Origin of the sequence: Rhizobium lentis (assembly GCF_014200175.1) — a bacterium.
Classification (GTDB): domain Bacteria; phylum Pseudomonadota; class Alphaproteobacteria; order Rhizobiales; family Rhizobiaceae; genus Rhizobium; species Rhizobium mulingense.
Genome location: NZ_JACHBD010000001.1, coordinates 240,859 through 267,153, shown reverse-complemented (window position 1 = coordinate 267,153; position 26,295 = coordinate 240,859). Strand labels below are relative to the sequence as shown.

General features: G+C 62.6%; 24 protein-coding genes, 2 pseudogenes and 1 riboswitch. Of the genes and pseudogenes, 19 read left to right on the top strand and 7 right to left on the bottom strand.

Annotated elements, in window-relative coordinates:
* Positions 1-717 (bottom strand): MgtC/SapB family protein, encoded by a 717-nt coding sequence (locus GGI60_RS01325; RefSeq protein WP_183913241.1) that lies wholly within the window; start codon positions 715-717, stop codon positions 1-3.
* 230 nt (positions 718-947) lie between these two features.
* On the opposite strand from GGI60_RS01325, the gene greA reads away from it, so the two are divergent.
* On the top strand, positions 948-1,430 hold the full coding sequence (gene greA, locus GGI60_RS01320; RefSeq protein ID WP_183913895.1) for a transcription elongation factor GreA: 483 nt from the start codon (positions 948-950) through the stop codon (positions 1,428-1,430).
* A gap of 99 nt (positions 1,431-1,529) precedes the next feature.
* Positions 1,530-1,888: pseudogene (locus tag GGI60_RS32610) on the top strand (hypothetical protein).
* Between the two features lie 31 nt (positions 1,889-1,919).
* Here GGI60_RS32610 and GGI60_RS01315 read toward each other — a convergent pair.
* Positions 1,920-2,849 (bottom strand): LysR family transcriptional regulator ArgP, encoded by a 930-nt coding sequence (locus GGI60_RS01315; protein WP_183913243.1) that lies wholly within the window; start codon positions 2,847-2,849, stop codon positions 1,920-1,922.
* A 94-nt stretch (positions 2,850-2,943) separates the two neighbouring features.
* Between GGI60_RS01315 and GGI60_RS01310 the strand changes: the two genes are divergently transcribed.
* Positions 2,944-3,552 (top strand): LysE/ArgO family amino acid transporter, encoded by a 609-nt coding sequence (locus GGI60_RS01310; RefSeq protein WP_183913245.1) that lies wholly within the window; start codon positions 2,944-2,946, stop codon positions 3,550-3,552.
* Between the two features lie 149 nt (positions 3,553-3,701).
* On the opposite strand, the gene GGI60_RS31805 is transcribed toward GGI60_RS01310, so the two are convergent.
* Positions 3,702-3,911: a hypothetical protein gene (locus GGI60_RS31805; protein ID WP_097605300.1), complete on the bottom strand. Its 210-nt coding sequence runs from the start codon at positions 3,909-3,911 to the stop codon at positions 3,702-3,704.
* A gap of 71 nt (positions 3,912-3,982) precedes the next feature.
* Between GGI60_RS31805 and GGI60_RS01305 the strand changes: the two genes are divergently transcribed.
* Positions 3,983-4,924: a LysR family transcriptional regulator gene (locus GGI60_RS01305; protein WP_183913247.1), complete on the top strand. Its 942-nt coding sequence runs from the start codon at positions 3,983-3,985 to the stop codon at positions 4,922-4,924.
* Between the two features lie 100 nt (positions 4,925-5,024).
* Complete coding sequence (locus GGI60_RS01300) at positions 5,025-5,180, top strand: hypothetical protein (RefSeq protein WP_003560194.1); 156 nt, start codon at positions 5,025-5,027, stop codon at positions 5,178-5,180.
* 84 nt (positions 5,181-5,264) lie between these two features.
* On the opposite strand, the gene GGI60_RS01295 is transcribed toward GGI60_RS01300, so the two are convergent.
* The gene (locus GGI60_RS01295) at positions 5,265-5,615 is read right to left on the bottom strand and encodes a hypothetical protein (protein ID WP_183913249.1); all 351 of its coding nucleotides are present in this window, start codon (positions 5,613-5,615) and stop codon (positions 5,265-5,267) included.
* Positions 5,616-5,648: 33 nt separating this feature from the next.
* Positions 5,649-6,650 carry a glycine betaine ABC transporter substrate-binding protein gene (locus GGI60_RS01290; RefSeq protein ID WP_183913251.1) on the bottom strand — a complete coding sequence of 334 codons (1,002 nt, stop codon included), beginning with the start codon at positions 6,648-6,650 and terminating at the stop codon, positions 5,649-5,651.
* A 678-nt stretch (positions 6,651-7,328) separates the two neighbouring features.
* On the opposite strand from GGI60_RS01290, the gene GGI60_RS01285 reads away from it, so the two are divergent.
* The gene (locus tag GGI60_RS01285; RefSeq protein WP_183913255.1) at positions 7,329-8,783 is read left to right on the top strand and encodes a cobyric acid synthase; all 1,455 of its coding nucleotides are present in this window, start codon (positions 7,329-7,331) and stop codon (positions 8,781-8,783) included.
* Between the two features lie 125 nt (positions 8,784-8,908).
* Complete coding sequence (locus GGI60_RS01280) at positions 8,909-10,144, top strand: adenylate/guanylate cyclase domain-containing protein (protein WP_246720309.1); 1,236 nt, start codon at positions 8,909-8,911, stop codon at positions 10,142-10,144.
* A gap of 4 nt (positions 10,145-10,148) precedes the next feature.
* On the opposite strand, the gene GGI60_RS01275 is transcribed toward GGI60_RS01280, so the two are convergent.
* On the bottom strand, positions 10,149-11,939 hold the full coding sequence (locus GGI60_RS01275) for a chloride channel protein (RefSeq protein WP_183913257.1): 1,791 nt from the start codon (positions 11,937-11,939) through the stop codon (positions 10,149-10,151).
* 251 nt (positions 11,940-12,190) lie between these two features.
* Positions 12,191-12,588, top strand: a riboswitch (cobalamin riboswitch).
* Between the two features lie 118 nt (positions 12,589-12,706).
* Here GGI60_RS01275 and GGI60_RS32725 point away from each other — a divergent pair.
* The 5 genes and pseudogenes from GGI60_RS32725 to cobO all read left to right on the top strand — a co-directional run.
* Positions 12,707-12,862: pseudogene (locus GGI60_RS32725) on the top strand (riboflavin biosynthesis protein RibD); the annotation flags it as partial.
* Between the two features lie 74 nt (positions 12,863-12,936).
* Positions 12,937-13,461, top strand: a complete 525-nt coding sequence (cobU, locus tag GGI60_RS01270; RefSeq protein ID WP_183913259.1) for a bifunctional adenosylcobinamide kinase/adenosylcobinamide-phosphate guanylyltransferase — start codon at positions 12,937-12,939, stop codon at positions 13,459-13,461.
* Positions 13,462-13,467: 6 nt separating this feature from the next.
* Complete coding sequence (gene cobW / locus GGI60_RS01265) at positions 13,468-14,514, top strand: cobalamin biosynthesis protein CobW (protein ID WP_183913261.1); 1,047 nt, start codon at positions 13,468-13,470, stop codon at positions 14,512-14,514.
* Positions 14,515-14,517: 3 nt separating this feature from the next.
* Positions 14,518-18,450 carry a cobaltochelatase subunit CobN gene (cobN, locus tag GGI60_RS01260; protein WP_183913263.1) on the top strand — a complete coding sequence of 1,311 codons (3,933 nt, stop codon included), beginning with the start codon at positions 14,518-14,520 and terminating at the stop codon, positions 18,448-18,450.
* A complete protein-coding gene (cobO, locus tag GGI60_RS01255; RefSeq protein ID WP_183913264.1) occupies positions 18,447-19,082 on the top strand; it encodes a cob(I)yrinic acid a,c-diamide adenosyltransferase in 636 nt (211 codons plus the stop codon). The genes cobN and cobO overlap by 4 nt, the downstream gene beginning before the upstream one ends.
* A 20-nt stretch (positions 19,083-19,102) precedes the next feature.
* Here cobO and GGI60_RS01250 read toward each other — a convergent pair whose 3' ends face one another.
* Complete coding sequence (locus tag GGI60_RS01250; RefSeq protein ID WP_064682417.1) at positions 19,103-19,888, bottom strand: TSUP family transporter; 786 nt, start codon at positions 19,886-19,888, stop codon at positions 19,103-19,105.
* A gap of 99 nt (positions 19,889-19,987) precedes the next feature.
* On the opposite strand from GGI60_RS01250, the gene GGI60_RS01245 reads away from it, so the two are divergent.
* The 7 genes from GGI60_RS01245 (at position 19,988) to GGI60_RS01215 (ending at position 26,214) form a co-directional block, all read left to right on the top strand.
* Positions 19,988-20,407 carry a cobalamin biosynthesis protein gene (locus tag GGI60_RS01245; RefSeq protein ID WP_183913267.1) on the top strand — a complete coding sequence of 140 codons (420 nt, stop codon included), beginning with the start codon at positions 19,988-19,990 and terminating at the stop codon, positions 20,405-20,407.
* A gap of 68 nt (positions 20,408-20,475) precedes the next feature.
* Entirely contained in the window at positions 20,476-21,426 is a 951-nt protein-coding gene (locus GGI60_RS01240; protein WP_183913269.1) for a nucleoside hydrolase, read from the top strand.
* Between the two features lie 296 nt (positions 21,427-21,722).
* Entirely contained in the window at positions 21,723-22,562 is an 840-nt protein-coding gene (gene cobA, locus GGI60_RS01235) for a uroporphyrinogen-III C-methyltransferase (protein WP_183913271.1), read from the top strand.
* Positions 22,559-23,866 (top strand): cobyrinate a,c-diamide synthase, encoded by a 1,308-nt coding sequence (locus tag GGI60_RS01230; protein ID WP_183913273.1) that lies wholly within the window; start codon positions 22,559-22,561, stop codon positions 23,864-23,866. The genes cobA and GGI60_RS01230 overlap by 4 nt, the downstream gene beginning before the upstream one ends.
* On the top strand, positions 23,863-24,948 hold the full coding sequence (locus tag GGI60_RS01225; protein ID WP_183913275.1) for a threonine-phosphate decarboxylase: 1,086 nt from the start codon (positions 23,863-23,865) through the stop codon (positions 24,946-24,948). The genes GGI60_RS01230 and GGI60_RS01225 overlap by 4 nt, the downstream gene beginning before the upstream one ends.
* Positions 24,945-25,925 carry an adenosylcobinamide-phosphate synthase CbiB gene (cbiB, locus tag GGI60_RS01220; RefSeq protein WP_183913277.1) on the top strand — a complete coding sequence of 327 codons (981 nt, stop codon included), beginning with the start codon at positions 24,945-24,947 and terminating at the stop codon, positions 25,923-25,925. Before GGI60_RS01225 ends, cbiB begins: the two co-directional genes overlap by 4 nt.
* An 88-nt stretch (positions 25,926-26,013) precedes the next feature.
* Positions 26,014-26,214: a hypothetical protein gene (locus tag GGI60_RS01215; RefSeq protein ID WP_183913278.1), complete on the top strand. Its 201-nt coding sequence runs from the start codon at positions 26,014-26,016 to the stop codon at positions 26,212-26,214.
* Positions 26,215-26,295: the final 81 nt, after the last annotated feature.

Here is a 26,295-nt window from a genome sequence, read left to right as displayed (position 1 = left end):
TCAGGTCGTCGTCGATTGCATTGAGAAACCCGCGACATCATGGACGGAAAGTGCGTTCAAAATCGCCCGGGATGACGCCTCGCGGTCCTTTGCCATCCATCGGAGCTCGAACGTCACGCCTGTTCGGCCATCGCTCGTCGGCCCGTATGCAACAAAGAGGGCACGGCATCCCAAGGGGTTCAGCACCGCCGATAAGTCCGGTACATCGACTTCAGAGCTGTGGATGACGAGCGTCGCCTTGCGTTCGCAGGTCAGCCAGGCGTCCAGCTGCTTCATTGGCGACAGGACAATGAAGGCGACAGCCGTCGCCACTGTGCCAGTGACAATCTGGCCACCGCCGAAGCAGAGGCCGACGACCGTCATGAACCACAGGGTCGCCGCCGTGGTGAGGCCGGTCATCATGTCGCCGCGCCTGAGGATCGCTCCGCCGCCGAGGAAGCCAACGCCTGTCAGGACGCCAAGGGGGAAGCGCAATACGTCCATCTGCGTGAAGTAGCTGAAGGTTTTCCCGTAAGTGGACAGAAGGAGATTGGCCTGGACCATCGCCAGGCAGGCGGCAAGCGCCACCAGGATCGTCGTCCTGAAGCCGGCCGCATGGCCGCCGCGCTCGCGATCGAGGCCGATAAGGCCACCGGCGAGCACCGTCAGTGCGATCCGCGCTGCGATATCCCACCAGCTCGGTGTCAGGGGCATGCCATCCGTCAGGAACGGAGGCATATTTCGCTCCAATCCTTGTCGCAGACATTTCGCCGTTGGCCGAACATTCGATCCTCCAGGACACTACTGCGGCGATAAACGCTGTGCGCGGCGGGACGTTCCCGAGGTCGTGCCCGGGAAAGCCGCTGCCGATGGGGGAGATTGGCGGTTCGTTCGCAGTCGGTATATTGTATGGTCTCGATGTTGCCCGTCGGTCATTGGCGCGCACTGCGCCTGACATGGAGTTTTGTTTGGCCGTTGCCTTCACCAAGGAAGAGAGTTTCGAAACCGCGTCGGAAACCCTATTGCCCGACCGTCCGGTTTCGCCGCATCCGAATCTCGTTACGGAAGCGGGATTGAAGGCTCTCGAACTGCAGTTCCAGCAGGCGCGTGAGGCCTATGATGCGGCGAGCACCATTGAAGATGTGAATGAACGGCGACGGCAGACTGCCAATCCTTTGCGTGATCTTCGGTACTTAGCGGCAAGACTTCGCACCGCGCATCTGGTGCCTGACCCTACATCAACAGACGTGGTTGCCTTCGGCAGCACGGTGACCTTCCGCCGTAACGATGGGCGCGTGCAGACTTATCGGATCGTCGGAGAAGATGAGGCCGATCCCAAGGCCGGATCGATTTCCTACGTCTCGCCGGTGGCGCGGCTTTTGATGGGCAAGGCTGCCGGCGATGCCGTGGAGGCGGGTGGCCAGGAGCTGGAGATCATCGCCATCGCGTAGAAGGCGGTCAAAACCGTCGGAATAATTAGTACTGCGGATACTTTATTTATGGGCCTTTACCACCCGCGGCTTAGAAGGTGACATTCATCATCGAAAGTCATGTTCATGGTCAAGGCAACTTCCAGTTCAGAATCCACCATTTTGAGTTCAGCCGCTTCAACCTCGTCTTCCAGCTCGTCGGATGACCTTGCCTCTCTCGAAGTGCAGCTTGCCGAAAAGCAGGCGGCTCTGTCGCAGATACAGGACGAGCAAGAGAAGGCGACAATCGAGAATCGATCGAGACGCTGGAAGCGAAGATCGCCAAGATCGAAGCGACCGAGAGCGGCAAGGGCCAGGCATCAGCCTCGTCAAAGTCGGCTGCCGCAGTTCCTGGAGAATTCTCCGGCGAGAGCGAGCGCATCGGCACGAAGAGTTTCGATGAAACCAGCGAATTCGGCAGCCGTGCGGCTTACGTTTGATCGCTCCAGATATTTTCTAGTCTAGGCGCGATCAGAGGCCCGGCGAATCGGTTTTCGATCTGTGTTTTCCGAGATTGCGCCCTGCCACGCTGATGACTTCGCGCGTCAGCTCCGCCAGTCGATCGGCGGCAAAGCGGTTTATCTGCCAGAATAGGGGAACATCGAGGGGGGTGTCGGCAACCAGTTCGACCAGTCGTCCGGACGCGAGATGCTCGCGGGTCAGCTGAGTCGGGTTCATTCCCCATCCCATGCCCGACAGGGTTGCCTCGACAAAGCTTTGCGGCGAGGGGAGCCAATGGGTGGGATAGTCGAGATCGCGTCCGAAGGTCTGGCGGACCCAGGTGCTCTGCAGCCTGTCCTTCTGGCTGAAGGTCAGAGCCGGAGCGTTGCGGATCGCCTCGGCGGTCACACCTTTGGGAAAGTTACGGGCGACGAAGTCGGGCGTTGCCGTCGCATGATAGCGCAGAACGCCAAGCGCGAAACGCCGGCAGCCCCTTATCGGCTTTTCCAGGCTGGTGACGGCCGCGACTACACGGCCGCGCTGCAACCATTCGGCGGTGTGATCCTGATCGTCGACGGCGATATTCAACAGATAAGAGGAGTTTCTGGCGAAGGTCGACATCGCTTCCACGAACCAGGTGCCGAGACTGTCGGCATTGGTGGCGATCTGAAGCGTCACCCTCTGGCGTGGTTCGCCGGGATCAACGAGTGCGGGCAGGTGGCCGAAGAGTTCGGCTTCGAGCATACCGACATTTTCCATATGGCGGCACAACCATTCTCCCTTTTCGGTCGCCGTGCACGGCGTGCCTCTAACAACCAGCACAACGCCGAGACGTTCTTCGATCTGCTTGACGCGTTGCGAAACGGCCGAAGGGGTGACGTTCAACAGGGTCGCGGCGCGTTCGAAGCTCCCTGTCTGGACAACGGTCGCGACGGTACGGAGGGCGGGGTAGTCGAGCATGGATTAGCGCTGCTTAATTGAGGTTAGGCAAATTAATTACCCTAATTCGATTCGCCGCGATAGCGAAGTCTCGTCGAAAGCGAAAGGCGAAGCGATGAGTTTTTCAATCTATTTTACCGGCCTGATGATGGGCCTCAGCCTGATTGTCGCGATCGGCGCTCAGAATGCGTTCGTTCTCCGCCAGGGCCTGCGCAGTGAGCATGTGTTTGCCGTCTGCCTCGCATGCGCACTGTCCGACGCGGTGCTGATCGTGCTCGGCGTCACCAGCCTGCAGCAGATCGCCAGGTTCATGCCCTGGCTCGACCCGGTCATGCGTTATGGAGGAGCCGCGTTTCTCGCCTGGTATGGAGCAAAAAGCCTCTATTCCGCCTTGCGGTCGAACGCCGCTCTCGCGGCGGCCGAGGCCAAAACGGCAAGCTTCAGGCAGACGCTCGCAACCTGCCTTGCGCTTACCTGGCTCAATCCGCACGTCTATCTCGACACGGTGGTGCTGCTCGGCACGATCTCGACGCGTTATCCGGGACAGCAGGCTTCCTTTGCCGCAGGCGCCGTGACCGGTTCCTTCCTGTTCTTCTTTTCCCTCGGATATGGCGCGACCTGGCTGCGGCCGATCTTCTCCAAGCCATCGGCCTGGCGGGTGCTGGAAACACTGGTCGCTGCGACCATGTGGATCATCGCCTTCAAGCTCATGGGCGGGATGTGATCGCTGTTTGACGGAACGATCAGCCGGATCGCGACATCTCGGCGGCAGGGTCAGGTTGGATCAATGGGGCGGAAAGCTTTGACGGGCGGATGTTTCCGACAACCGTTGTGACCTTGCGCCAAGATCCGAAAAAACTTCAGCTGCGCACATTATGCGCGCGATTCCACGATCCTCAGGTGGCGATTCGGCCGAGCGGCTACCCTCGGCATAGGCAACTCCTCGCGCTGGCAATCGGCCAGCAGGTGCGATGGGAATCGTTTCAATTCCCGGAGGGCATGTTCGTGGTTTGCATCTCTGCGCCGGCGCGACTTGAATGCGGAAAGGGTCTGTAGGATATTCCAGGTGCTTGCTTGCGTCATGTCGAGCCTCCTTTGCTGTATCGCTTCCGATACACAGACTATGGGGAGCGATTGACATTCAATCAAACCAAATGATATTGGGTTATAAATCAGAAAAATTGAAAGATGCGACGATGAGCCTACCCTTTCGCCGTCCCATTCCTTTGCTTGACAACGATGTGCTGCGCACTTTCGTCGCCATCGCCGAAACGGGCAATTTTTCCACTGCCGCCGAGGCCGTCTTCCGCACGCCGTCGGCCGTCTCCATGCAGATCAAGAAGCTCGAGGAACAGCTCGGCGCGACGCTGTTTTTGCGTGATGCCCGCTCGGTGACGCTGACGCGTCATGGCGAGATGCTGCTTTCTTACGCCCGCAACATCCTGGCGCTGTCGAACGAAGCGGTATCGCGCTTCATCATGCCGGAGCTGACCGGTGTCGTGAGACTGGGCGCTCCCGAGGATATCGGCGAGCGGCTGCTGCCAAGAATTCTGAAGAGCTTTGCCGAAAGCTATCCCGGCATCATGGTCGACGTGACGATCGACATGAGCGTTGGCCTCAAGAAGCGCATGGAGGAGCAGCGGCTCGACCTGGCGCTGATCAACTGCGCCACGCGGCCGTTCCCGACCGGCGGCGAGGTGGTGTTCCGCGAGCGGCTGGTCTGGGCCGGCGCCCGTTGCGGTTCGGCGCATCGCCGCGATCCTCTGCCGATCTCGATCTGGGAGGACGGCTGCATCTGGCGCCAGGAGGCGCTCTCCCAACTCGAACGCAACAAGCGTCCTTATCGTGTCGCCTATCTCAGCGGCCACACGATGGCGCAGCGCGCCGCTGTGCTCTCTGATCTCGCCATCGCGCCGCTGCCGCTTTCTTATGTCAGCGAGGACATGGCGATCCTCGGACTGCAGGAAGGGCTGCCGGAGCTCGGCTCCTTCGATATCCGGCTGCTGACCGCCGCCCAGGTGTCAGGCCCAATCGAGACGGTGGCCGACAGCATCCGTAGCGCTTTTGCCGAAAGAGCGAAGGCTGTTGCCGCCTAAGGATATCTTTCAGCGGTTGAACCTTTTGTTCCCTTGTGCGTTATCGGCGCGAACGGGCATAGCAGCCGTTCGGGGTTGATTTCAAACAAGGATATTCGATATGACGACAACGGCCAAAATTGCCGCAGCCTTTATGGTTCTTCTTGCTCTTTCCTCCTGCGGCAACACGATCCGCGGCATAGGTAAGGACACGGCAAACACGGTGAATGCCACGCAGGATGCCGGCCGCTCGGTTGATCGCGCTGCGAAGAAGTAAGCGGTAGGCAGGTTTGCCGGGCTTATCAGGCTGGCTGACGCCTAAAGCCGGACCATTCTATCGAACGGCCGGGTCCGGACCACTCTAACGAGTGGCCGGGGGATGTGCCCTTTCTAGGCCGCCGGATCGGCTGAGCCCGGTCCGGAAGGCCTGATATGCGGGATGCTGGCTGGAGCGCGCCGTTTCCATCAGCCGGATTTGAAGGCGGTCCGGCGCCTGAGTCCCAAGCCACAATCCAAGATTTTCGAGTTTCAGCGAGTTCAGGAAAGGCGAGCCCGCGGCAAAATCGAGGTGGCGGCGCAGGCCGTCGAGCAGATTGTCGTCCTGGACGGCATTCTGCATGACGAGCGTCAGGTAGGATTTGTCGGGCTCCGACAGCGCGGCGAGCTTTTCCGCGACGGTATCGCGGTCGGGGAAGGGAACGCTGGCGGTCATTCGAATCGTCCGGTCGTTGATCGTGTCCCGCGGTTATAAGCTCGCCTTGACCTTCTCGGCTATATCGGCCGGCACCCATTTCGTCCAAAGATTCTCGTAATTGCGCAGGAAGTGGATCGCGGCATCCTCGTTGCTTTCGCGGTTTTCGTCCTGCCAGGCGAGCACCTGGTTGATCGTCGCGTTGTCCCATTTGCGAGCCTTGAGATAGGCCGTGACGGGCCCGGAGCGGGTGGCGAAGGATCTGGTCATCAGCGTGAAAGCGCGCGAGACTGGGTACGAATTGAGCTGGGGCCTGGTGCAGCCGGCAACGGCGGTGCAGCCGTCCCATTCGCCTTTGTTATGGCCGACGCCGAAGCTCAGACGCGTCATGTCGTATTTGCCGAGGATGGCGGTCGGCGCCCAGTAGTAGCCGAGCCAGCCGACCTTGTTCTCGAAGGCGCGGGCGATCGACGCATCCAGCCGTTCGGGAGTGCTGGTCTCGACGAGCTCGAAGCCCTTCTTGTCCGCGGCAAGCGCCCTAAAAAGGTTGGTCGTCGATATGTGGCAGCTCCAGTCGGCCGGGCAGTTGTAGATTGCACCCTTGGATGTATCGTCTTCGGCTGGAAAAAGCTCAGGATGTCTTAGCGCGTCCTCGACAGAGCGGATGTCGGGATTGGCGTCGGCGATGAATTTCGGGATGAACCAGCCCTCGACGGCGCCGTCGGCGAGGATCTCGGCGCCTTGCACCAGCCGGCCGGTTTTGACGGCCTGATCGAGCAGGGCCCTGACGGAATTGATCCAATATTCCGAAGCGATGTCGGGCGTGCCTTTCTCATTCATCGAGGCGAAAGTCGGCAATGTGTCGCCGGCGACGATGGTGACGGAGCAGCCATAGCCCTTTTCCAGAATGATCTTGTCGAAGTTTGCCGCAATGCCGGCCGAGGACCATTTCATCTCGGCGATCGACACCTGGCCGCAATCGTCGGCAGCAGCCGGCGCAGCAATGGAAAAGGCCGCGGCAAAGACGGCCGAAATCAGAAGCGTCTTCATTGTCATTCCCCGAATTTTCTTTGCTCGACGCGCCGCTGGGTCCGAGGAAAATATCTGCAAAGCTTGGTGCGCCCGAGGAGGAAGCCTGCCGGGCGATGCCACGACAAGCCGTCCTGTTCGCGGACGCCGTTCCTCCTTGCGGCTTCGGCGGCGGATCGTAGGTCATGTTCAACAATGGCGCATTTTGATCAAGCCTACGCGTTCGCCCGCAGAAATCAACCTCATTTTGCTCATGGTTGCGAGCCTAAATGGTTGAATTTGAAGAATTTATGTCGACGGCCCGAAAATGGCGCCGCCGATGGACTCGCGATCACCGAACGGTTTTCGGAAGAAAATTCGCCGGGACTGCTGAAAAACGTCAAAATTAACCTTTGCGAAAGCCTTCAATAACTCTCCGGTAAGAATGTGCCGCTATCAGTGAGGTCGCAGCCGGAACAACCGCTGCTTCTCCGGTTCAGGTAGTGCGTACCGGAGGAAGCGAGCTTCGCCGTGTAGGGGCGAAGACGCCTGAGTTTTCGGCAAACCGCGCAGAGCCAAGGCCATGCGCGGTTTTCGCGTTTTCGCGGGGACATGCCAGGTCTTGACCTCGCTGAAGTCTTGATTGGCCCTAGGCCCTAATCGGGGCCAGTCTTGACCCGGGATCGGCGGCCATTGTAGGCCTCGCCTCAACGAAAGGCGACGGCCATGGCAAGAGCGATCATGCTGCAGGGAACCGGCTCGGATGTCGGCAAGACGGTGCTGGTCGCGGGTCTCTGTCGGCTGGCGGCCAATCGCGGGCTGGCAGTCCGTCCGTTCAAGCCTCAAAACATGTCGAACAATGCGGCGGTTGCCGACGACGGCGGCGAGATCGGCCGGGCGCAATGGCTGCAGTCGCTCGCCGCCCGGACGCCGTCCTCGGTGCATATGAATCCGGTGCTGCTTAAGCCGCAATCGGAAAACGGCAGTCAGATCATCGTGCAGGGCAGCGTGTTCGGACAGGCGAAGGGGCGGGATTATCAGCTGCTGAAGCCGCGACTGCTCGGCGCCGTGCTCGAGAGCTTCGAAACAGTGGCTGCCAGTGCCGACCTTGTCGTCGTCGAAGGCGCCGGCTCGCCGGCTGAAATCAATCTCAGAGCCGGCGATATCGCCAATATGGGCTTTGCGACGAAGGCGGGCGTGCCCGTCGTGCTGGTCGGCGATATCGACCGCGGTGGCGTCATCGCCTCGCTTGTCGGCACGCATGCGATCCTCGACGACGCCGACCGGGCGATGATCGCCGGCTATATCATCAACAAGTTCCGCGGCGATGTTTTGTTGTTTGACGACGGCATCCACGCCATCCAAGACTTCACCGGCTGGCCCTGCTTCGGCATCGTGCCGTGGCTGCCGGATGCCGCGCGCCTGCCGGCCGAAGATTCGGTCGTGCTCGAACGGCTGGTGAGGAGCGGGACGCGGGCGCTGAAAATCGCCGTGCCGATGCTGCCGCGCATTGCCAATTTCGACGATCTCGATCCGTTGAGAGCGGAGCCGGATGTCGAACTTGTTTTCGTGCGATCAGGTGAGCGGCTGCCTGTCGATGCTAGCCTGGTCATTCTTCCCGGCTCGAAATCGACGATTTCGGATCTCGCCGATCTCAGGGTTCAAGGCTGGGACCGCGATCTTGCGGCGCATGTCCGGCGCGGTGGCCGGGTAATCGGCATTTGCGGCGGCTACCAGATGCTCGGTCGCACGGTACGCGATCCGCTCGGCATAGAAGGCGGGACGATCGAGGCGGCGGGGCTTGCGCTGCTCGACGTCGAGACCGAGATGGCGCCTGAGAAGACCGTGCGCAACAGCCAGGCCCGTTCGACAGAATACGACCTATCGCTCGCCGGCTACCAGATCCATCTCGGCGTCACCCGCGGCCCGGATTGCGTCCGGCCGTCGGCGATTGTCGACGGCGTGCCCGACGGAGCGCTGTCGGCCGACGGGCGGATCATGGGCACCTATCTGCATGGGCTCTTCGGCAGCGACACCTACCGCGCCCGGCTGCTTCAGAGCTTCGGCCTATCTGGCGAGCGGCGGAATTACCGCGACAGCGTCGAGCACGCGCTCGACGAGATCGCCGGGGAGTTGGAACGTCACCTCGATCCGCACTGGCTGGCGGGGCTGCTCGGTTAGCCGCAGCGGTGCGGCCGAATTGCGTATCACTTTTACTCGACCGGGAGTAGCATCGCGACAGGAAGCAGGCTAATGAATGGGCAGCGCGCGATATCGCTCTTTCATCGCCTGTCCGTCGATTTGGGCTGCGGGCCTCGACGGTCGGAAAGCTTCCTTCAGGTTGTCGCCCCCATTCGGAGATTGAAAAAATTAACGATCATATACAGTGGCTTATCGACCAGGGGATCACCTGTGAGCATATTGGCGACCTCGTCGCCGGTCTGTGCGACCGGCTGATTGCGGCCGGCGTTCCGATCTGGCGTGCGAGCATCAGAATGCCTTCCCTCCATCCCATGTATCGCGGCGTCGCCGCCAATTTCGAGCGGGGCGGTGCAATCGTTCTCGAGAATGCGGAGCATGGCAGCGAGACGGAACGCAGCTTCGAGATGACGCCGATCTTTCACCTTTTGAGCCGCGGCGAGAAAACCGGGCGATGGAACCTGGCGAAAGGCGAGGGCCTCCAGTATGCCGAGCTTCACGAATTTGCGCTTGCCGGCGGCACGGATCACGTCATCAGCATTTTCGAATTCCCGAAGGAGGTCGCGCTACGTGGGCTGGGCTTTTCGCTCACCAGCGATGCGCCAGGCGGATTTTCCGACAACCAGCTGGCGATCATCCAGGAACTGTTGCCGGCTCTGGGGTTGGCCGCCTACCGTGTCGCGGTCTCGAAGACCGCGACGGAAATCCTCGCGGTCTATACCGGCGCCAGAACGAGCGCGCGTATCCTTGCAGGCGAAACCCGCAGGGGAATGGGCGGCTCCATCGATGCCGCCATCCTGATCGCCGACCTGCGCAATTTCACCGCGCTGACCGAAGTATACCAGCCTGCGGAGATCGTCGGGTTTCTCAACGAGCATTTCGAGCTGATCGACCGGCATGTCGAGGAAAATTCCGGCGAGATTCTGAAATTCATGGGTGACAGCGTGCTGGCGATTTTTCCGACGGAGGCCGATGACCCGCAGAAGGCCTGCAAGGCGGCACTGACTTCGGCCCAAAATCTGCTGAGGGCAAACGAAGAGCTCAATCGCGAGCGCACGCGCAACGGCGGTCCGGATATCGGCATCGATGTCGTCTTGCATCTCGGCGAGGTTTTCTACGGAAATGTCGGCGCTCACGGCAGGCTGGACTTCACGGTGATCGGCAGAGCCGTCAACGAGGCTTCGCGGCTGGAAAAGCTGTGCGGAATGCTTGAGCAGCACCTGCTGCTCTCGGAGAGCTTCGCGGCGACCTGTGCCGTGCCCTGTGACTATCTCGGGTCTTTCGAGCTGCGCGGCGTTTCGAAGAGGGCCGACGTCTTCAGGCTTGCCGGCGCCGCCTCGTAGCGGCTCAGATCTCGCCCGATACCTCGCGGCGGCGGCGATCGAGTTCTTCGCTGTAGCGGCGCAGCGTGTGGCTTTCGCTGAGCTGGCCGATCACCTTGCGCTCGATCAGATTATTGACGACGGCGAGGGCTTCGCTTTCGCTCTTGTCGAAGATCGCAGCCGCCTGCCTGGCGTTCATCTGCGGCTGCAGGAAGTCGTTGCGGTAGCGGACGAAATCGGCAAGCGTCTGGCCCTCGTCCTGGACATCGGTCGGATTGGCGTAGATCTCGGGCACCAGCACGAGCCCGGCATATTTGTCGTTCTCCTCGACGAGAATGACACGCTGGGTCGAGCCGATCGGGAAGGCTTTCTTGAACTCCTCCAAGGAGATGCTCGCCTTTGCGGTCTTGACGTCGGCGCGCATCAGCTTGTTCACCGTCAGGTTGCGGATCCAGCCGACGTCGTGGGCGCTGCGGATGCTTTCGCCGCGCAGATGGAAGCGCCATGTGGCGAAGGAGTAGCCGAAGGTCGAGCGCACGACGAGCGAGGAGGTGATGACGGCGGCAAGCACCAGCGCCGTGATCGGAAAATCGCCGGTGATCTCGAGCGCCAGGAAGGTCATCGTCAGCGGTCCGCCGATGACCGCGACGGCCAGCGAACTCATCCCGACCACGGCATAGATGACCGGCGTCAGCGTGGCGTCGGCGAAATAGGGACCGCAATTGGCAAAGAGCTTGCCGAGCAGGGCGCCCATGAACAGCGAGGCGAAAAACAGGCCGCCCCTGAAGCCGGAACCGATCGAAATTGCCGAGGCCAGCGATTTCAGCAGAAAGAGGCTGATCAGGGCCGGGATCGTCACGTCGCGGGAAAGGTTGAGGTGCAGTGCGCCGTGACCGGCCGATAGCACCTGCGGCGAGATCATCGCGAGAAGTCCGACGATGATGCCGCCGAGCGCCGGGCGAAAGGGCGGGGCGATCGAGCTTTTGCGCGCAAGCTCCTCGACGAAGGCCACGCCCTGCATGAGAAGAATGCCGACACCGGCGCAGAAGACACCGAGCAGCAGCGCCGGGACATAATCGGCCGGCACGACCGAGCCGAAGCTGCCGATATCGATGGTGAAATCGCCCTCGGCAAGCAATCTCGCTATGAGGGTGGAAACGAGGGCGGAGACGACGACCGGGGTCAGTGACACGATCGTATAGGTGCCGATGATCAGCTCGAAGGCGTAGAAGGCGCCGGTCAGCGGCGCGTTGAAGGCGGCGGCGATAGCGCCGGCCGCGCCGCAGCCAACGAGAATGCGAAGGTCTGAGCGGCGCAGCTGCAGCTGCAGGCCGAGTTTGGAGGCAATGCCGGCGGCAAGCTGGGTATAGCCGGCCTCCAGGCCGACGGAGGCGCCGAAGCCGTTGGAGATCAGGTTCTGCACGGCGACGATGATGCTGTCCGTCAGGGAGAGACGGCCGCCATGCAGCGCATTGGCCTCGATCGGGTCGACCATCGGCTTCTTGCGCCGTTTGGCGAGCACCGGGAGCAACATGCCGAGCAGAACCCCGCCGACGACCGGCGCGGTGAGCAGCAGCATCTTGTCGTCGATTACCGACGCGCTCAGCCTTTCGGTGTCGGCGATGCCGAAGACCAGCTGGTGCAGCTGGTTGGAAACGTAGCTCATGCCGGTGACGGCAAGCCCCGAGGCGAGGCCGACGACGGCGCCCGCCAGCGACAGGCCGACTTCACTGCGGCGGGTCAGCGCGCGCAGCCGTCCCGGGTCGAAGAAAACACGCAGCGCGCGGAAACGGCGCCGATCCAATTTCATAAGCATTGCTAGACAACTAGGTGGGGAGAGTCCCAGTCAAGGGCGGCGGTGCTGTCCGCTTGCGATGCAATTGCGGCGAAAAGCCGGCGCGCGGGATAAATTCTTATGAGGTAAGTCTCTGATTAAAGACGATGTTTTTAGTAGAGTAAGTCGTGTTGTTGGAAGCTTTCTGTCCCCGGCCGGCGCGTCGGTCGTCAACGCCGGTTGACTCTATCCTCTGGCTTGCCTAACCATCTCTCAACGGATGGTCGGCTGATCATCCTGACATAACGGATGGTTCCGGATCGGCAGTTGTCCTTCCGGATGAAAAGGGAATGTGACGGGGCGGACCCAAGCCGGGCGCCTTCATTACAGCCGACCCCGCGACTGTAGAGCGGTCAGGGTCTTCCATCCGGCATCAAGCCCTTCCGGCCGGCGACCTGCAATCGTGCAGGCGGGCGGGATGAGCGACGTGCCGGAAAAGCCACTGGAAATGCATGGTGATCAACCGGGGTCGGACGCCTCTATTTCTACGAATCGTCCACCTTTTCACCGATGCAGCCGGGAAGGCGAGGCGGATCCGCTGGCACGATCGGGGGCGACCGGTTTTCCGGTCCGCCCTGATCGCGGCCGATAACTGCGAGCCAGGAGACCTGCCTTCCGTGCCGGGCGAAAAGCCCACCCTGGGTAAGAGACCCGCTGCCAGCACGGAGGTTGTTTTGGCTGAACGTTTGAATTCGGCGCTGCCTCGTGCGGCAGATGGGGGGCTTTCAGCCTCCTGCGTCGAGTATGTGGCCCCCCCCTCTGTCCTGCCGGACATCTCTCCCACAAGGGGGGAGATCGGATCGGTGCACCGGCTTCCCCAAACAATCGATGTTGGGCGAAGGTCATCCCACTTGCCGATCTCCCCACCTGTGGGGGAGATGTCCGGCAGGACAGAGGGGGGTATTACGTCCTCGTCGGTCCGCTATAGTATACGCGGAGCAAACCGAAGCACCGCCCTCCCTGGCCGGAGGGTCGAGGCATGACCGATCTCCTCGCCAATTCCACCCTCGTCCTCGGTGGCGCGCGCTCTGGGAAATCCCGCTTCGCCGAAAACCTCGTCACATCGAGCGGCCTCGAGTGCCATTACATCGCGACCGGCCGGGCATGGGACGATGAGATGCAGACGCGTATCGACCAGCACAGGGCTGATCGCGGCCCGTCCTGGACGACACATGAGGAACCGCTCGATCTTGTCGGCAAGCTTGCGGCCATCGATGGGGCGGGCAGGGCGATCCTTGTCGATTGCCTGACGCTGTGGCTCACCAATCTGATGATGCAAGAGCGCGATATAGCGCTACAAGCTGCCGCGCTCGCGGCGTGGCTGCCGCAGACAAAGGCGAAACTTGTCATCGTTTCCAACGAAGTAGGGCTCGGCATCGTGCCGGAAAATCGCATGGCGCGGGATTTTCGCGATCATGCAGGCCGATTGCACCAGATGGTCGCCGCGAAAGCCGCCGAAGTTTATTTCATCGCGGCAGGCCTGCCGCTGAAAATGAAGGGTTAAAATTTCATGAGCCAGAAGATTCCCGCAACCGTCATCACCGGCTTTCTCGGTGCCGGCAAGACGACGATGATCCGCAACCTGCTCACCAATGCCGGCGGCAAAAGAATCGCGCTCATCATCAACGAGTTCGGCGATCTCGGCGTCGATGGCGACGTGCTGAAGGGCTGCGGCGCCGAAAATTGCAGCGAGGACGATATCATCGAGCTCACCAATGGCTGCATCTGCTGCACAGTTGCCGACGATTTCATTCCGACGATGACAAAGCTCTTGGAACGTGAACAGCGGCCCGACCATATCGTCATCGAAACCTCGGGCCTCGCCTTGCCGCAGCCGCTGGTCGCCGCCTTCAACTGGCCTGACATCCGCACCCAGGTGACCGTTGACGGCGTCATCACTGTGGTCGACAGTGCGGCGGTTGCCGCCGGGCGGTTTGCCGACGACCACGATGCCGTCGAGGCAGCGCGCAGCGAGGATGAATCGCTCGATCACGAAAGCCCGATCGAAGAGCTGTTCGAGGATCAGCTCACCTGCGCCGATCTGATCGTGCTCAACAAGACCGATCTGATCGATGTGGCCGGTCTCGGCCGCGTGCGCGACGAGGTCGCCTCCCGCACACAGCGCAAGCCGGTGATGATCGAGGCGAGAAATGGTGAGGTTCCGGCCGGCATCCTGCTCGGCCTCGGTATCGGCACGGAGAATGATCTGGCCAACCGCAAGTCGCACCACGAACTGGAGCATGAGGACGGCACGCCGCACGATCACGACGAGTTCGACAGCTTCGTCGTCGAGTTGGGCCGGATCGTCGATGTTGCCAGCTTCGTCGAACGGCTGAAGACGATCATCGCTGCTCACGACGTCTTGCGCCTCAAGGGATTTGTCGACGTTTCCGGGAAGCCGATGCGCCTGCAGCTTCAGGCGGTCGGCAGCCGCATCGATCACTATTTCGATCGTGCCTGGGCAACTGGTGAAAGGCGCGCTACGCGCCTCGTGGTTATCGGCCTGCATGAGATGGATGAGGACGCCGTGAGATCGGCGATCGAGGCGCTGGCTTAACCGATGCATCTGCTTCTGGCCCAGCAGGGAACGATCAGCGACGGCGAGGAGGCGATCGACCTCGGGCAGACGCCGGGCGAGATCCTGTTCCTGTCGGCGGCCGACAGCGAGCTGGCGGCGATCGCGGCCGCCCATCGCGCGCGTGGTGTGCCACAGTCGCTGAGGCTTGCCAGCCTGATGAGCCTCAAGCACCCGATGTCCGTCGATACCTATGTCGAGCGGACGGCACGGCATGCAAAGCTCATTATCGTGCGCGCACTCGGCGGCGCCAGCTATTTCCATTATGCGCTGGAGGCCCTGCATGCGGCAGCGTCCCGCGTCGGCGCGCTGATTGCCGTGCTGCCGGGCGATGCCAGACCGGATGCGGGCCTGACGCCGTTTTCCAACATCGGGCTCGGTGATCTCAATGCCCTCTGGGCCTATCTGATCGAGGGCGGCGATGCCAATGCACGCGCCTTTCTCGATTATGCTTCGGCCATGCTTTCGGGAGGAGAGAAGCCGGCACCGGCGGTGCCGCTAATGAAGGCGGGAATTTGGTGGCCGGAGCGGGGGCTAATCGGCGCGGAGGAGTGGCGGCAGGTTGCCGGTTCGCATGTTGCGCCACCTTCGGCCGCCGAGCGTGGGACGGAGAAGGTGGAATTCGAACCCACATCCCCCATCATCGCCATCAGCTTCTACCGCGCCCTCGTCCAAAGCGGCGAAACCCGCCCCATCGAAGCGATAATCGACGCCTTGCAGGCACTTGGTCTACGACCGCTGCCGGTATTTGCATATAGCCTCAAGGATCCTGTCTCCACAGGCATTCTCGAGAGCGTATTCTCGGCGCTGAAACCCGATGTCGTGATCAATACGACCGGTTTTGCGGTTTCCGCACCGGGGGCCGACCGGCAGCCGACGGTGCTGGAGGCAAACGGCGCGGTAGTGCTGCAGGCGATCCTGTCGGCCTCGTCGCGGGAGGCATGGGCCGCCTCCTCACAAGGCCTGTCGGCGCGCGATCTCGGCATGAACGTGGCGCTGCCAGAGGTCGACGGCCGGGTGCTGGCGCGGGCGGTCTCCTTCAAGACGGCGGCGCGTTACGACGCGGCGGTCGAGACGAGCATCGTCGCCAGCGAACCGGACGCCGGCCGGATGCGCTATACGGCGGAACTCGCCGCCAATTGGGCGCGGCTGCGCGCCACGCCGGCGCGTGACCGACGCATTGCTCTTGTCATGGCGAATTATCCGAATCGCGACGGCCGGCTCGGCAATGGGGTCGGCCTGGATACGCCGGCCGGCAGCATCGAGGTACTGCGGGCGATGGAAGCAGCGGGTTATCCGGCCGCCGATATTCCGGCCGACGGCGACGCGCTGATCCGACATCTGATGCGGGGGCCGACCAATTCAGGGCATGACGGCCGGGTGATCCGCGAGACGTTATCTCTGAGTCATTACAACAGTTTCCTGGCGTCTCTTCCCAATCAGATTCAGGATGAGGTGAGGGCTCGCTGGAGCGATCCCGAGAACGATCCGTATTTTCGCGACGGCGTCTTCGCCCTGCCTTTCGCCCGCTTCGGCGGCGTTCTCGTCGGCATTCAGCCGGCGCGCGGCTATAATATCGATCCGAAGGAAAGCTACCATTCGCCGGATCTCGTGCCGCCGCACGGTTATCTTGCCTTCTACGCTTTCCTGCGCCGCGAGTTCGGCGCTGACGCCGTCATCCACATGGGCAAACACGGCAATCTCGAATGGCTGCCGGGCAAGGCGCTGGCGCTGTCGGAGAACTGTTATCCCGAGGCGATCCTCGGACCGCTGCCGCATATTTATCCTTTTATCGTCAACGATCCGGGCGAGGGCACACAGGCCAAGCGGCGGGCTGCCGCCGTCATCATCGACCATCTGACGCCGCCTTTGACGCGGGCCGAGAGCTATGGACCGCTCAAGGATCTGGAAGCGCTGGTCGACGAATATTACGAGGCCTCCGGCGGCGACCCGCGCCGCATCCGGCTGCTCAGCCGGCAGATTCTCGATCTTGTCACCGACCTCGGCCTCGACCGGGATGCCGGCATAGGCAGCGGCGAAAGCGAAGGCGATGCGCTGAAGAAGCTCGACGCCTATCTCTGCGACCTCAAGGAAATGCAGATCCGCGACGGGCTGCATGTGTTCGGGGTGTCGCCCGAGGGGCGGCTGCTGACGGATCTGACCGTGGCGCTGGCACGGGTGCCGCGCGGGCTGGGTGAGGGCGGGGACGCGAGCCTGCAGCGGGCGATTGCTGGGGATGTGTTGGAAAACCCATCCCCAGCCCCTCCTCACAAGGGGGAGGGACTTACCGTTGAGCGCGCGGTTACCTCTGAGATCAAAGTCGATGACGAGATAGCGCGCCCAGTAAGCCCCTCCCACCTGTGGCGAGGGGTTGGGGAGGGGCCTTCTTTTGACCCTCTCGACTGCGACATGGCCGCTGCCTGGGCCGGCCCACGTCCATCAATCCTGGCCGACCTCCTGGACACCCCCTGGCGGACCAACGGAGACACCGTCGAGCGGATCGAGCTGCTGGCGGCCAGGCTCGTCTGCGGCGAGATTGTCTGCCCCGCGGAATGGACGGCGACGCAGGCGGTGCTCTCCGAGATCGAGATTCGTATCAAGCCCTCGATCCTTGCCTGCGGCCCGGCGGAGATATCCGGCCTGCTTGCCGGCCTCGACGGCCGCTTCGTCGCACCCGGTCCCTCCGGTGCGCCGACGCGCGGGCGGCCCGATGTGCTGCCGACAGGCCGCAATTTCTATTCGGTCGACAGCCGCGCGGTGCCGACGCCGGCGGCTTACGAACTTGGCAGGAAATCGGCAGAACTGCTGGTACGCCGCTATGTGCAGGACCACGGCGAATGGCCTGATACCTTCGGCCTGACGGCCTGGGGGACGTCGAACATGCGCACCGGCGGCGACGATATCGCCCAGGCGCTGGCGCTGATCGGCGTCAAGCCGCTCTGGGATATGAGCTCGCGGCGGGTCACCGGTTATGAGATCATACCGCAGGCGGTGCTTGGGCGGCCTCGCGTTGACGTGACTCTCAGAATTTCCGGCTTCTTTCGCGACGCTTTTCCCGAGCAGATCGCCTTGTTCGACAAGGCGGTTCGCGCCGTCGGCGCGCTCGAAGAGGACGATGCCGACAATCCGGTCGCAGCGCGCATGCGCGGCGAAGCGGCAAGGCTTGCTGCCGCCGGTCTCGACGCCGCCTCGGCGAAACGGCGGGCGGGTTACCGGGTCTTCGGCTCGAAACCCGGCGCTTACGGCGCCGGTTTGCAGGCGCTGATCGACGAAAAGGGCTGGGAGCGGCGCGCCGATCTCGCCGAGGCCTATCTCGTCTGGGGCAGCTATGCCTATGGCGCCGGCGAGGAGGGCAAGGCCGAACGCGGCTTGTTCGAGGAGCGGCTACGATCGGTGCAAGCCGTCGTTCAGAACCAGGACAACCGCGAGCATGACCTGCTCGACAGCGACGACTATTACCAGTTCGAGGGTGGTATGGCGGCTGCGGCCGAGTCACTGAGCGGCGCGCGTCCCGCAATCTATCATAATGATCATTCGAGACCGGAGCGGCCGGTGATCCGTTCGCTGGAGGAAGAGATCGGCCGCGTGGTGCGCGGGCGCGTGGTCAATCCGAAATGGATATCCGGCGTCATGCGCCACGGCTACAAGGGAGCGGCCGAAATCGCCGCCACGGTCGACTATCTCTTCGCCTTCGCGGCGACGACGGGGGCGGTCGGCGCGCATCATTTCGAAGCGGTCTATCAGGCTTTCGTCGCCGATCCCGCCGTGCGCGATTTCATGGTCGAGAAGAGCGCTGCGGCATTCGACGAGATGAAGGAGCGGCTGCGCGAGGCGATCGACCGCGAGCTCTGGGCGCCGCGCAGCAATTCGGCCCGGTTCGACCTGGTCGCCACGCAACTGAATGAGGTGCAGCGATGAACGACGAAACTCCGGAAAACGAAGCGGCCAAGGATGATGCACGCCACGCCGAGAAGATGGCGAAGAAGAAGGCCGCACGCGACAAGATCATGGCGACAAAGACGGACGGCAAGGGGCTGATCATTGTCCATACCGGCAAGGGCAAGGGTAAGTCGTCGGCCGCCTTCGGCATGATCTTCCGCCACATTGCCCACGGCAAGCCATCAGCCGTTGTCCAGTTCATCAAGGGAGCGATGTGGACCGGCGAACGCGATCTGATCGAGAAGCATTTCTCCGATCTCTGCCAGTTCCACACGATGGGCGAGGGTTTTACCTGGGAAACGCAGGACCGCGCCCGCGACGTTGCAGCCGCCTCGGCCGCCTGGGAAAAGGCCAAGGAACTGATCCGCGACGAGCGAAATTCGATGGTGTTGCTCGACGAGATCAACATCGCATTGCGCTACGACTATCTCGATATCAGCGAGGTGGTGGCGTTCCTGAAAACAGAGAAGCCCCACATGACGCATGTCGTGATGACAGGGCGCAACGCCAAGGATGAGCTGATCGAGATTGCCGATCTCGTGACCGAGATGGAGCTTATCAAGCATCCCTTCCGCTCGGGGATCAAGGGCCAGGCAGGCGTCGAGTTCTGAGGCGCTTGGAGGGTCGGCGGTTAGGCGCCGAGCCAGACGCGCAACGGGTTCGCGGGATCGGCGAGCAGCTTTACCGCCAATGCCAGGCAGACGATGACGAGCAGCGGTTTGATCAGCTTGGCGCCGATGCGCATGGCGAGCCGTGAGCCTAGCTGCGCGCCGAGGAACTGGCAGATACCCATCAACAGACCGATTTTCCACAGGATCGCGCCGAAACTCGCGAAGACGATGAGCGCGCCGAGGTTGGAGCCGAGATTGAGAAGCTTGGTATGGGCGGTCGCCTTCAGCACGCCGAAGCCGGCCAGCGTGACGAAGGCGAGCATGAAGAAGGAACCGGTGCCGGGGCCGAAGATGCCGTCGTAAAAGCCGATGGCTGGCACGAAGGTCAGGCCGAAGACGAAAGGCGTGATGATCCGGTGTTTGTCGAGATCGTTGAGGTTCGGCTTGACGGCAAAGAAGATCGCGATCGCCAGGAGCAGCACCGGCATGATCGCCTGCAGCACCTGTCCGGGCACGATGGTGGCAAGGGCGGCGCCGATCGCCCCGCCCATCACGGCCATCAGCGCCATCGGCAGCTGTTCGTGCAGCTGCACATGGCCCTTGCGGGCATAGGCGAGTGTTGCCGAGGCGGCGCCGAAGATCGACTGCACCTTGTTGGTGCCGAGCGTCTGCAGCGGCGGAATGCCGGCAATCAGCATGGCGGGGACGGTGATCAGGCCGCCGCCGCCGGCAATGGCATCGACGAAACCGGCAAAGAAGGCAGCCGCGCAGAGCAGCAGAAGCAGATGGAGGGCGATGTCAGGCAAAAGGCTATTCCAGGAGAGCGTTCCGCCGGTCTTGTTGCATTTCCCCTTCCAAGCTGCAATGGCTGCGAGGACACAGCGAGGGCGCATTCGACGGTTTCCATGAGTGATATTTCTTTCGATAGCACAAGGCGACATGTGCTCGGGCTCGGCTGCGAGCGCGGAACGCCGCCTGCGGAGATGCTGGCGCTTGCCGGCGAGGCGTTGAAGGTGGCTGGCATCGGCGGGTCGGAGCTTGCTGCTGTCGCTTCCGTCGACAGCCGCGGGCAAGAAGCGGCGATCCTTGCCGTTGCGGCGCATTTTGCCGTGCCTGCCGTTTTCTTCGATGCACTGCGGCTGGAGCAGGAAACGCCGCGGCTCAAAAATCCCTCCGCCGTCGTCTTTGCCCGCGTCGGCTGCCATGGCGTGGCGGAATCGGCAGCGCTTGCGGCTATCGGCGCAGATGCCGAACTGGTGCTTGGCAAGATCAAATCCACGCATGCGACAGCGGCGATTGCCCGCATCGGGTTGCAGAAAGCCTGACGGTCGTTATGTTGGCGCCAACTCGCGGCGCCGACCGGCAAGTCAGCGATCATATCTAGAGGACAATCATGCACAAGGTCATTTATGACACGGATCCCGGCGTCGATGACGCCATGGCGCTTCTTTTCCTGCACCGCCATCCCGAGATCGATCTGATCGGCATCACCACCGTTTTCGGCAATGCCTCGGTCGAGACGACGACGCGCAATGCGCTTTTCCTCAAGCGCGAATGGGATATTCCGGCACCGGTCGCCAAGGGCGCGAGCGTCACCATCGATGCGGCGCGCGCCGAGCGGGAATGGCCGGCCATGGTGCATGGGGACAACGGCCTCGGCAATATCGAGGTACCGCACACAATCGACCTGCCGCTCGATTCCCGGCCGGCACACCGCTTCATCATCGACACGGTGCGGGCCAATCCCGGCGAAGTCAGGCTGGTGGCCGTCGGGCGGATGACCAATCTGGCGATGGCGCTGAAGGAAGACCCCGAGATTGCCGGCCTGGTGAAGGATGTTGTCATCATGGGCGGCAATTTCTACGTGCCGGGCAATGTCTCGCCGGTCGCCGAAGCCAATATTCACGGCGATCCCGAAGCGGCAGACATCGTCATGACGGCGCCGTGGAAAGTGGTCGTCATCGGCCTCGACGTCACCTCGATCACCACGATGAGCCGCAGCTATCTCGGCGCAATGGCGGCCAAGGGCGACGGCGCGGTGAAGCTGCTCGACGGGCTGTCGCAGCATTACATCGATTTCTACACCCATGCGGTGGATGACGGCATGATGGTGCATGACAGCTGCGCCGCTGTTTACGTCGTGGCGCCCGAGCTTTTCACCACCATCACCGGCGCGGTGCGCGTCGTCTGCGGCGGCATCGCCGATGGCCAGACGGTGGTCAAACCGGATGGCCGCCGTTTCCCGCCGGGCGACTGGGATGGACTGCCGAGCCAGATCGTCGCTACGGGAATCGAGTCGCAAAAGGTGCTCGAGCTGATCCGTGATACGTTGCTTCGGGCTTGATACGGTAGAAGGTCGGTTACAGACTGCTGACAAGGGCTGCCAACGCCTCTTTCGTCATGCTGGGGCTTGTCCCGAGCATCTGCCTCCGTTTGTTAGGGCAGCAGATCGGCACAAGGCCGAGGATGACGATGCGATGGAGGGGAGCGTTATTCATTATAAAATTCATAGCCTTGTCCGGCTTTTCCGAGAATTCGAATCCGTTTCCTCGTTAAGTGAGTCATTGCCGTCTCAGCAACTTCAAGTGAGGTGGCGCGGGCGGCGTTGACCTTGATCCTTGGTGGGCCTAGATCAACAAAATGATGAACAGCCCATTCTCACATCTGCCGGCGCTGGAGCCGGGCAGTGTCTGGCTCGTCGGAGCCGGTCCCGGCGATCCCGGCCTGTTGACGCTGCTTGCCGCCAAGGGGTTGGCGGAGGCGGATGTGCTCGTGCATGACGCGCTGGTCAACGAGGACTGTCTGAAGCTCGCACGGCCAGGCGCGGAATTGGAATATGCCGGAAAACGCGGCGGCAAGCCGTCTGCCAAGCAGCGGGATATTTCGCTCCGGCTGGTGGAGCTGGCGCGCGCCGGCAAGCGAGTGCTGCGGCTGAAGGGCGGCGATCCCTTCGTCTTCGGGCGGGGCGGGGAAGAGGCTCTGACGCTGGTCGAGCACAACATCCCCTTCCGCATCGTGCCGGGCATTACCGCGGGTATCGGCGGGCTTGCCTATGCCGGCATTCCGGTGACGCATCGGGAGATCAATCATGCCGTGACCTTTCTCACCGGCCATGATTCCTCCGGGATCGTGCCCGATGCGATCAATTGGGAAGCGATCGGCAAGGGTTCTCCTGTCATCGTCATGTATATGGCGATGAAGCATATCGCCCAGATCAGCGCCAATCTAATGGCGTCGGGCCGCTCGGCATCCGAGCCCGTGGCTTTCGTCTGCAACGCGGCGACCGGCGCGCAACAGGTGCTGGAGACGACGCTCGGCGCAGCGACCGATGCAGCTGAAGCCTCCGGGCTCGAGCCGCCGGCGATCGTCGTGGTCGGTGAAGTGGTGCGGCTGCGGGCCTCGCTCGACTGGCTCGGCGCCCTTGCAGGCAGGCGGCTGCAGCCTGATCCTTTTGGGCGCTCCGGCAAGGTGACGGCATGAGCGGACTCCTGATCGCAGCCCCTTCCTCCGGCGCCGGCAAGACGACGGTAACGCTTGGGCTGCTGAGGGCGCTTCGCCGGCGCGGCATCGCGGTCGCGCCGGGAAAGGCCGGGCCCGATTACATCGATCCCGCCTTCCATGCGGCGGCAAACGGAACGGCCTGCCTAAATTTCGACCCCTGGGCGATGCGACCGGAGCTGATCTCGGCCAATGCCACGCTGCACCGTTCCGGTGACCGCATTCTCGTGGTCGAGGCGATGATGGGGCTGTTCGACGGGGCGGCTGACGGGAAGGGGACGGCGGCCGATCTTGCCGCCCAGCTCGGTCTTTCCGTCGTGCTGGTCGTCGATGCCTCGCGCATGTCGCAGTCGGTGGCGCCGCTGGTATCAGGTTTTGCCGGCTTCCGCGCCGATGTGCGCGTTGCCGGCGTCATCCTCAACAAGGTCGGCAGCGAGCGGCACGAGGCGATGCTGCGTCAGGCGCTCGAAGCGATCCGCATGCCTGTTATCGCGGTGATCGGCAGCGACAAGGCGCTGGCCTTGCCGGAACGCCATCTCGGCCTTGTCCAGGCCGGCGAACATGCCACCCTCGAGAATTTCATCGACCATGCGGCGGACGCCGTTTCCGAAGAGTGCAATTTCGAATTCCTGCTGCGCATCGCAAGGCAGGGCCTCAACCGGCCGTCGGCGGCCAATATCGACCGACTGATGCCGATCGGCGCCCGGGTTGCCGTGGCGCGCGATGTTGCCTTCGCCTTTTCCTATGAGCATATGCTGCTTGGCTGGCGGCGGCGCGGGGCGGATATCTCCTTCTTCTCGCCGCTTGCCGACGAGGCGCCGGCCGCTGATGCCGACGCGATCTATCTGCCGGGCGGTTATCCCGAGCTGCATGCCGGGCGGCTTTCCCAAGCGCAGAATTTCCGCGCCGGCATGCTCGATGCGGCGGCGCGCGGCATCCGGATCTACGGTGAGTGCGGCGGCTACATGGTGCTGGGCGATGGGCTGATCGATGCCGAGGGCAGGCGCCACGAAATGCTCGGCCTGCTGCCTGTTGTCACCAGCTATGCCAAGCGCCGGCGCCATCTCGGCTATCGCCGAGTGACCCCGCTCGACGGCGCCTTCTTCGCGCGGACCATGACGGCGCATGAATTCCACTATTCAACAGTCGTCTCCGAGGGGGAGGGAAAGCGGCTGTTTACTGCGCAGGATGCGCTCGGCACTGATCTCGGTGCTGTCGGGCTCCGGCGCGGCCAGGTGGCGGGCTCCTACATGCATCTGATCGACCTTGCGAAAGCGACCGGATGAGCGCGCCGATCGTTCATGGCGGCGGCATCACCGCCGCAGCCGCCGCTTTTGGCGGCAGGCCGCAGGACTGGCTCGACCTTTCCACCGGCATCAATCCATGCCCTCTCGCCCTGCCGGAGATCCCGACAAGGGCCTGGCACCGTCTGCCGGACAGCTATCTGGTCGACGAGGCAAGGCGGGCGGCGCAGGATTATTATGACAGCGGCGAGATACTGCCGCTGCCGGTGCCGGGCACGCAATCAGTGATTCAGCTTCTGCCGCGCCTGCTTCGACAGGGACGCCAGCTCGGCGTGACGGATGATAGGGTCGCCGTGACGGACGATAAAGTCGCCGTGACGGACAATAGGATTGCCGTGACGGACGACAAAGTCGCCGTGGTGTCGCCGACTTATGGCGAATATGCGCGCGCCTTCGCCTCGGCCGGTTTTGCCGTCGACCCGGTCGACGATATCGCTGCGATCGGCGGTCAATATCGGCTTGCCGTCGTCGTTAATCCGAACAATCCCGACGGGCGGATATGGCCGGCCGAAGCGTTGGCAGCCCTACACGACCGGATGAAATCGGCAAACGGGCTGCTTGTTGTCGATGAGGCTTTCGGGGATACTGATCCGGTGCTAAGCCTCGCGGCCCGCGCGCAAGACCTTTCCAATCTGATAATCTTCCGCTCGTTCGGCAAGTTCTTCGGGCTTGCCGGCCTGCGGCTCGGTTTTGTAATCGCGCGCGACGATATTCTCGCGCGGTTCGAGGACTGGCTTGGCCCATGGGCGGTCTCCGGCCCGGCGCTGTCGCTTGCCGCCTCGCTGCTTGGTTCGGATGTGGCTGCGATTCGCCGTTGTCTCGATGAACGCAGCGCGGCGCTGCAGGCGGCGCTGAGCGCGGCCGGGTTGCGGATCAGGGGGGGAACGGCATTGTTCACGCTTGTCGCCGATAGCAGGGCGAGCGACATTTACACGCATCTTTGCCGGCATCATATTCTCGTCCGCAAGTTCGATTATGCGCCGGATTGGCTGCGTTTCGGGTTGACAGCCGATGCGGCGGCGGACAGGCGGCTTGGCGCAGCCCTTCAAGGATTTGAGCGATGATGATGGACGAAAACCTCCTCGTGCTGCTTCTGGCGCTGCTGCTCGACCGGATCGTCGGCGATCCGCAATGGCTGTGGTCGCGGGTGCCACATCCCGTCGTCATCTTCGGCGCGGCGATCTCTTACGCCGACCAGCAGCTCAATCCCTCAAGCCTCACGGGCTCTCAGCGCCGGATGAACGGCGTGGCGGCCATCCTGGCGCTGCTTGTGCTGTCGATTGCTGCAGGCTTCGTGTTCGACCGGTTTTTCGCGCTCTTCGGCCTCGCCGGCCTCGTGCTGGAGGCCGGGCTGGTGGCGATCTTCTTGGCGCAAAAGAGCCTGGCCGATCATGTCGCGGCCGTCGCCACGGCCCTGCGCGGCGAGGGGCTTGCCGGCGGCCGGAACGCCGTCTCCCGCATCGTCGGCCGCGATCCCGAGACTCTCGACGAGCCGGCCGTCTGCCGCGCGGCAATCGAAAGCCTTGCAGAGAATTTCTCCGACGGCGTCGTGGCGCCGGCCCTCTGGTATGCCGTCCTCGGGCTGCCGGGCCTGCTCGCTTACAAGATGCTGAACACGGCGGATTCGATGATCGGCCACAGGTCGGAAAAATACATCGATTTCGGCTGGGCCGCGGCTCGGCTGGACGATATCGCCAACTGGCCGGCCGCGCGGCTCTCCGTCCTTTTGATTGCCGCCGGCGCCTGGATCCGGCGCGGCATGAGCCCCTGCCGCGAGGCGATCCGGGTGGCGATGCGCGACGGCGGCCTGCACCGCTCGCCGAATTCCGGCCGACCGGAGGCGGCAATGGCCGGTGCTCTCAACGTCCAGCTCGCCGGCCCGCGCATCTATGGCGGTGTCATCGTGACTGAGCCGATGATCAACAACGCCGGCCGGGACGTTGCCACCGCCGGCGATATCGAGGACGGTGTGTCGGTGTTCTATGCCAGCTGCATGGTGCTTACCGGTCTGATCTTCGGACTGTTTTTATGTTTCCTGTAGAATGTGCCGTGAGGCACCGCAGTGGACACTCCCGCCACAAAGGTTTATGCGAAGCGCCTCCCATCTCTAATCAGACCGGAAAAGAGCAATGACAGTCCAGGTTGAATTGCCGTGCCCGAAGTGCAAGAGCACCAAGATGAAATTCGAGCGCCCCGAGATCCGGGAGGCCGACATCATCACCTGCGCGGCGTGCGGCCATAATCTCGGGACGATGGCGTCGATCCGCGAGAAGATGAACAAGGCTTACCAACAGCTCAAGCGGCCGTCGCCGGCGCGTAAGCTTCAGTGAACAAGCGCCGCCCTGTCGCGGCGTCTACGCTTTCGCTCGTTAGAATTGTGATTACCATTCGGGTTAAAGCTATATAATAAG

What these genes read in the sequence shown, in the direction of transcription:
- GGI60_RS01325 (WP_183913241.1), bottom strand. Translation starts at nt 717, where the DNA reads ATGCCTCCGTTCCTGACGGATGGCATGCCCCTGACACCGAGCTGGTGG.
- GGI60_RS01315 (WP_183913243.1), bottom strand. Translation starts at nt 2,849, where the DNA reads ATGCTCGACTACCCCGCCCTCCGTACCGTCGCGACCGTTGTCCAGACA.
- GGI60_RS01310 (WP_183913245.1), top strand. Translation starts at nt 2,944, where the DNA reads ATGAGTTTTTCAATCTATTTTACCGGCCTGATGATGGGCCTCAGCCTG.
- GGI60_RS31805 (WP_097605300.1), bottom strand. Translation starts at nt 3,911, where the DNA reads ATGACGCAAGCAAGCACCTGGAATATCCTACAGACCCTTTCCGCATTC.
- GGI60_RS01305 (WP_183913247.1), top strand. Translation starts at nt 3,983, where the DNA reads ATGATATTGGGTTATAAATCAGAAAAATTGAAAGATGCGACGATGAGC.
- GGI60_RS01300 (WP_003560194.1), top strand. Translation starts at nt 5,025, where the DNA reads ATGACGACAACGGCCAAAATTGCCGCAGCCTTTATGGTTCTTCTTGCT.
- GGI60_RS01295 (WP_183913249.1), bottom strand. Translation starts at nt 5,615, where the DNA reads ATGACCGCCAGCGTTCCCTTCCCCGACCGCGATACCGTCGCGGAAAAG.
- GGI60_RS01290 (WP_183913251.1), bottom strand. Translation starts at nt 6,650, where the DNA reads ATGACAATGAAGACGCTTCTGATTTCGGCCGTCTTTGCCGCGGCCTTT.
- GGI60_RS01285 (WP_183913255.1), top strand. Translation starts at nt 7,329, where the DNA reads ATGGCAAGAGCGATCATGCTGCAGGGAACCGGCTCGGATGTCGGCAAG.
- GGI60_RS01275 (WP_183913257.1), bottom strand. Translation starts at nt 11,939, where the DNA reads ATGCTTATGAAATTGGATCGGCGCCGTTTCCGCGCGCTGCGTGTTTTC.
- cobU (WP_183913259.1), top strand. Translation starts at nt 12,937, where the DNA reads ATGACCGATCTCCTCGCCAATTCCACCCTCGTCCTCGGTGGCGCGCGC.
- cobW (WP_183913261.1), top strand. Translation starts at nt 13,468, where the DNA reads ATGAGCCAGAAGATTCCCGCAACCGTCATCACCGGCTTTCTCGGTGCC.
- cobN (WP_183913263.1), top strand. Translation starts at nt 14,518, where the DNA reads ATGCATCTGCTTCTGGCCCAGCAGGGAACGATCAGCGACGGCGAGGAG.
- cobO (WP_183913264.1), top strand. Translation starts at nt 18,447, where the DNA reads ATGAACGACGAAACTCCGGAAAACGAAGCGGCCAAGGATGATGCACGC.
- GGI60_RS01245 (WP_183913267.1), top strand. Translation starts at nt 19,988, where the DNA reads ATGAGTGATATTTCTTTCGATAGCACAAGGCGACATGTGCTCGGGCTC.
- GGI60_RS01240 (WP_183913269.1), top strand. Translation starts at nt 20,476, where the DNA reads ATGCACAAGGTCATTTATGACACGGATCCCGGCGTCGATGACGCCATG.
- cobA (WP_183913271.1), top strand. Translation starts at nt 21,723, where the DNA reads ATGATGAACAGCCCATTCTCACATCTGCCGGCGCTGGAGCCGGGCAGT.
- GGI60_RS01230 (WP_183913273.1), top strand. Translation starts at nt 22,559, where the DNA reads ATGAGCGGACTCCTGATCGCAGCCCCTTCCTCCGGCGCCGGCAAGACG.
- GGI60_RS01225 (WP_183913275.1), top strand. Translation starts at nt 23,863, where the DNA reads ATGAGCGCGCCGATCGTTCATGGCGGCGGCATCACCGCCGCAGCCGCC.
- cbiB (WP_183913277.1), top strand. Translation starts at nt 24,945, where the DNA reads ATGATGATGGACGAAAACCTCCTCGTGCTGCTTCTGGCGCTGCTGCTC.
- GGI60_RS01215 (WP_183913278.1), top strand. Translation starts at nt 26,014, where the DNA reads ATGACAGTCCAGGTTGAATTGCCGTGCCCGAAGTGCAAGAGCACCAAG.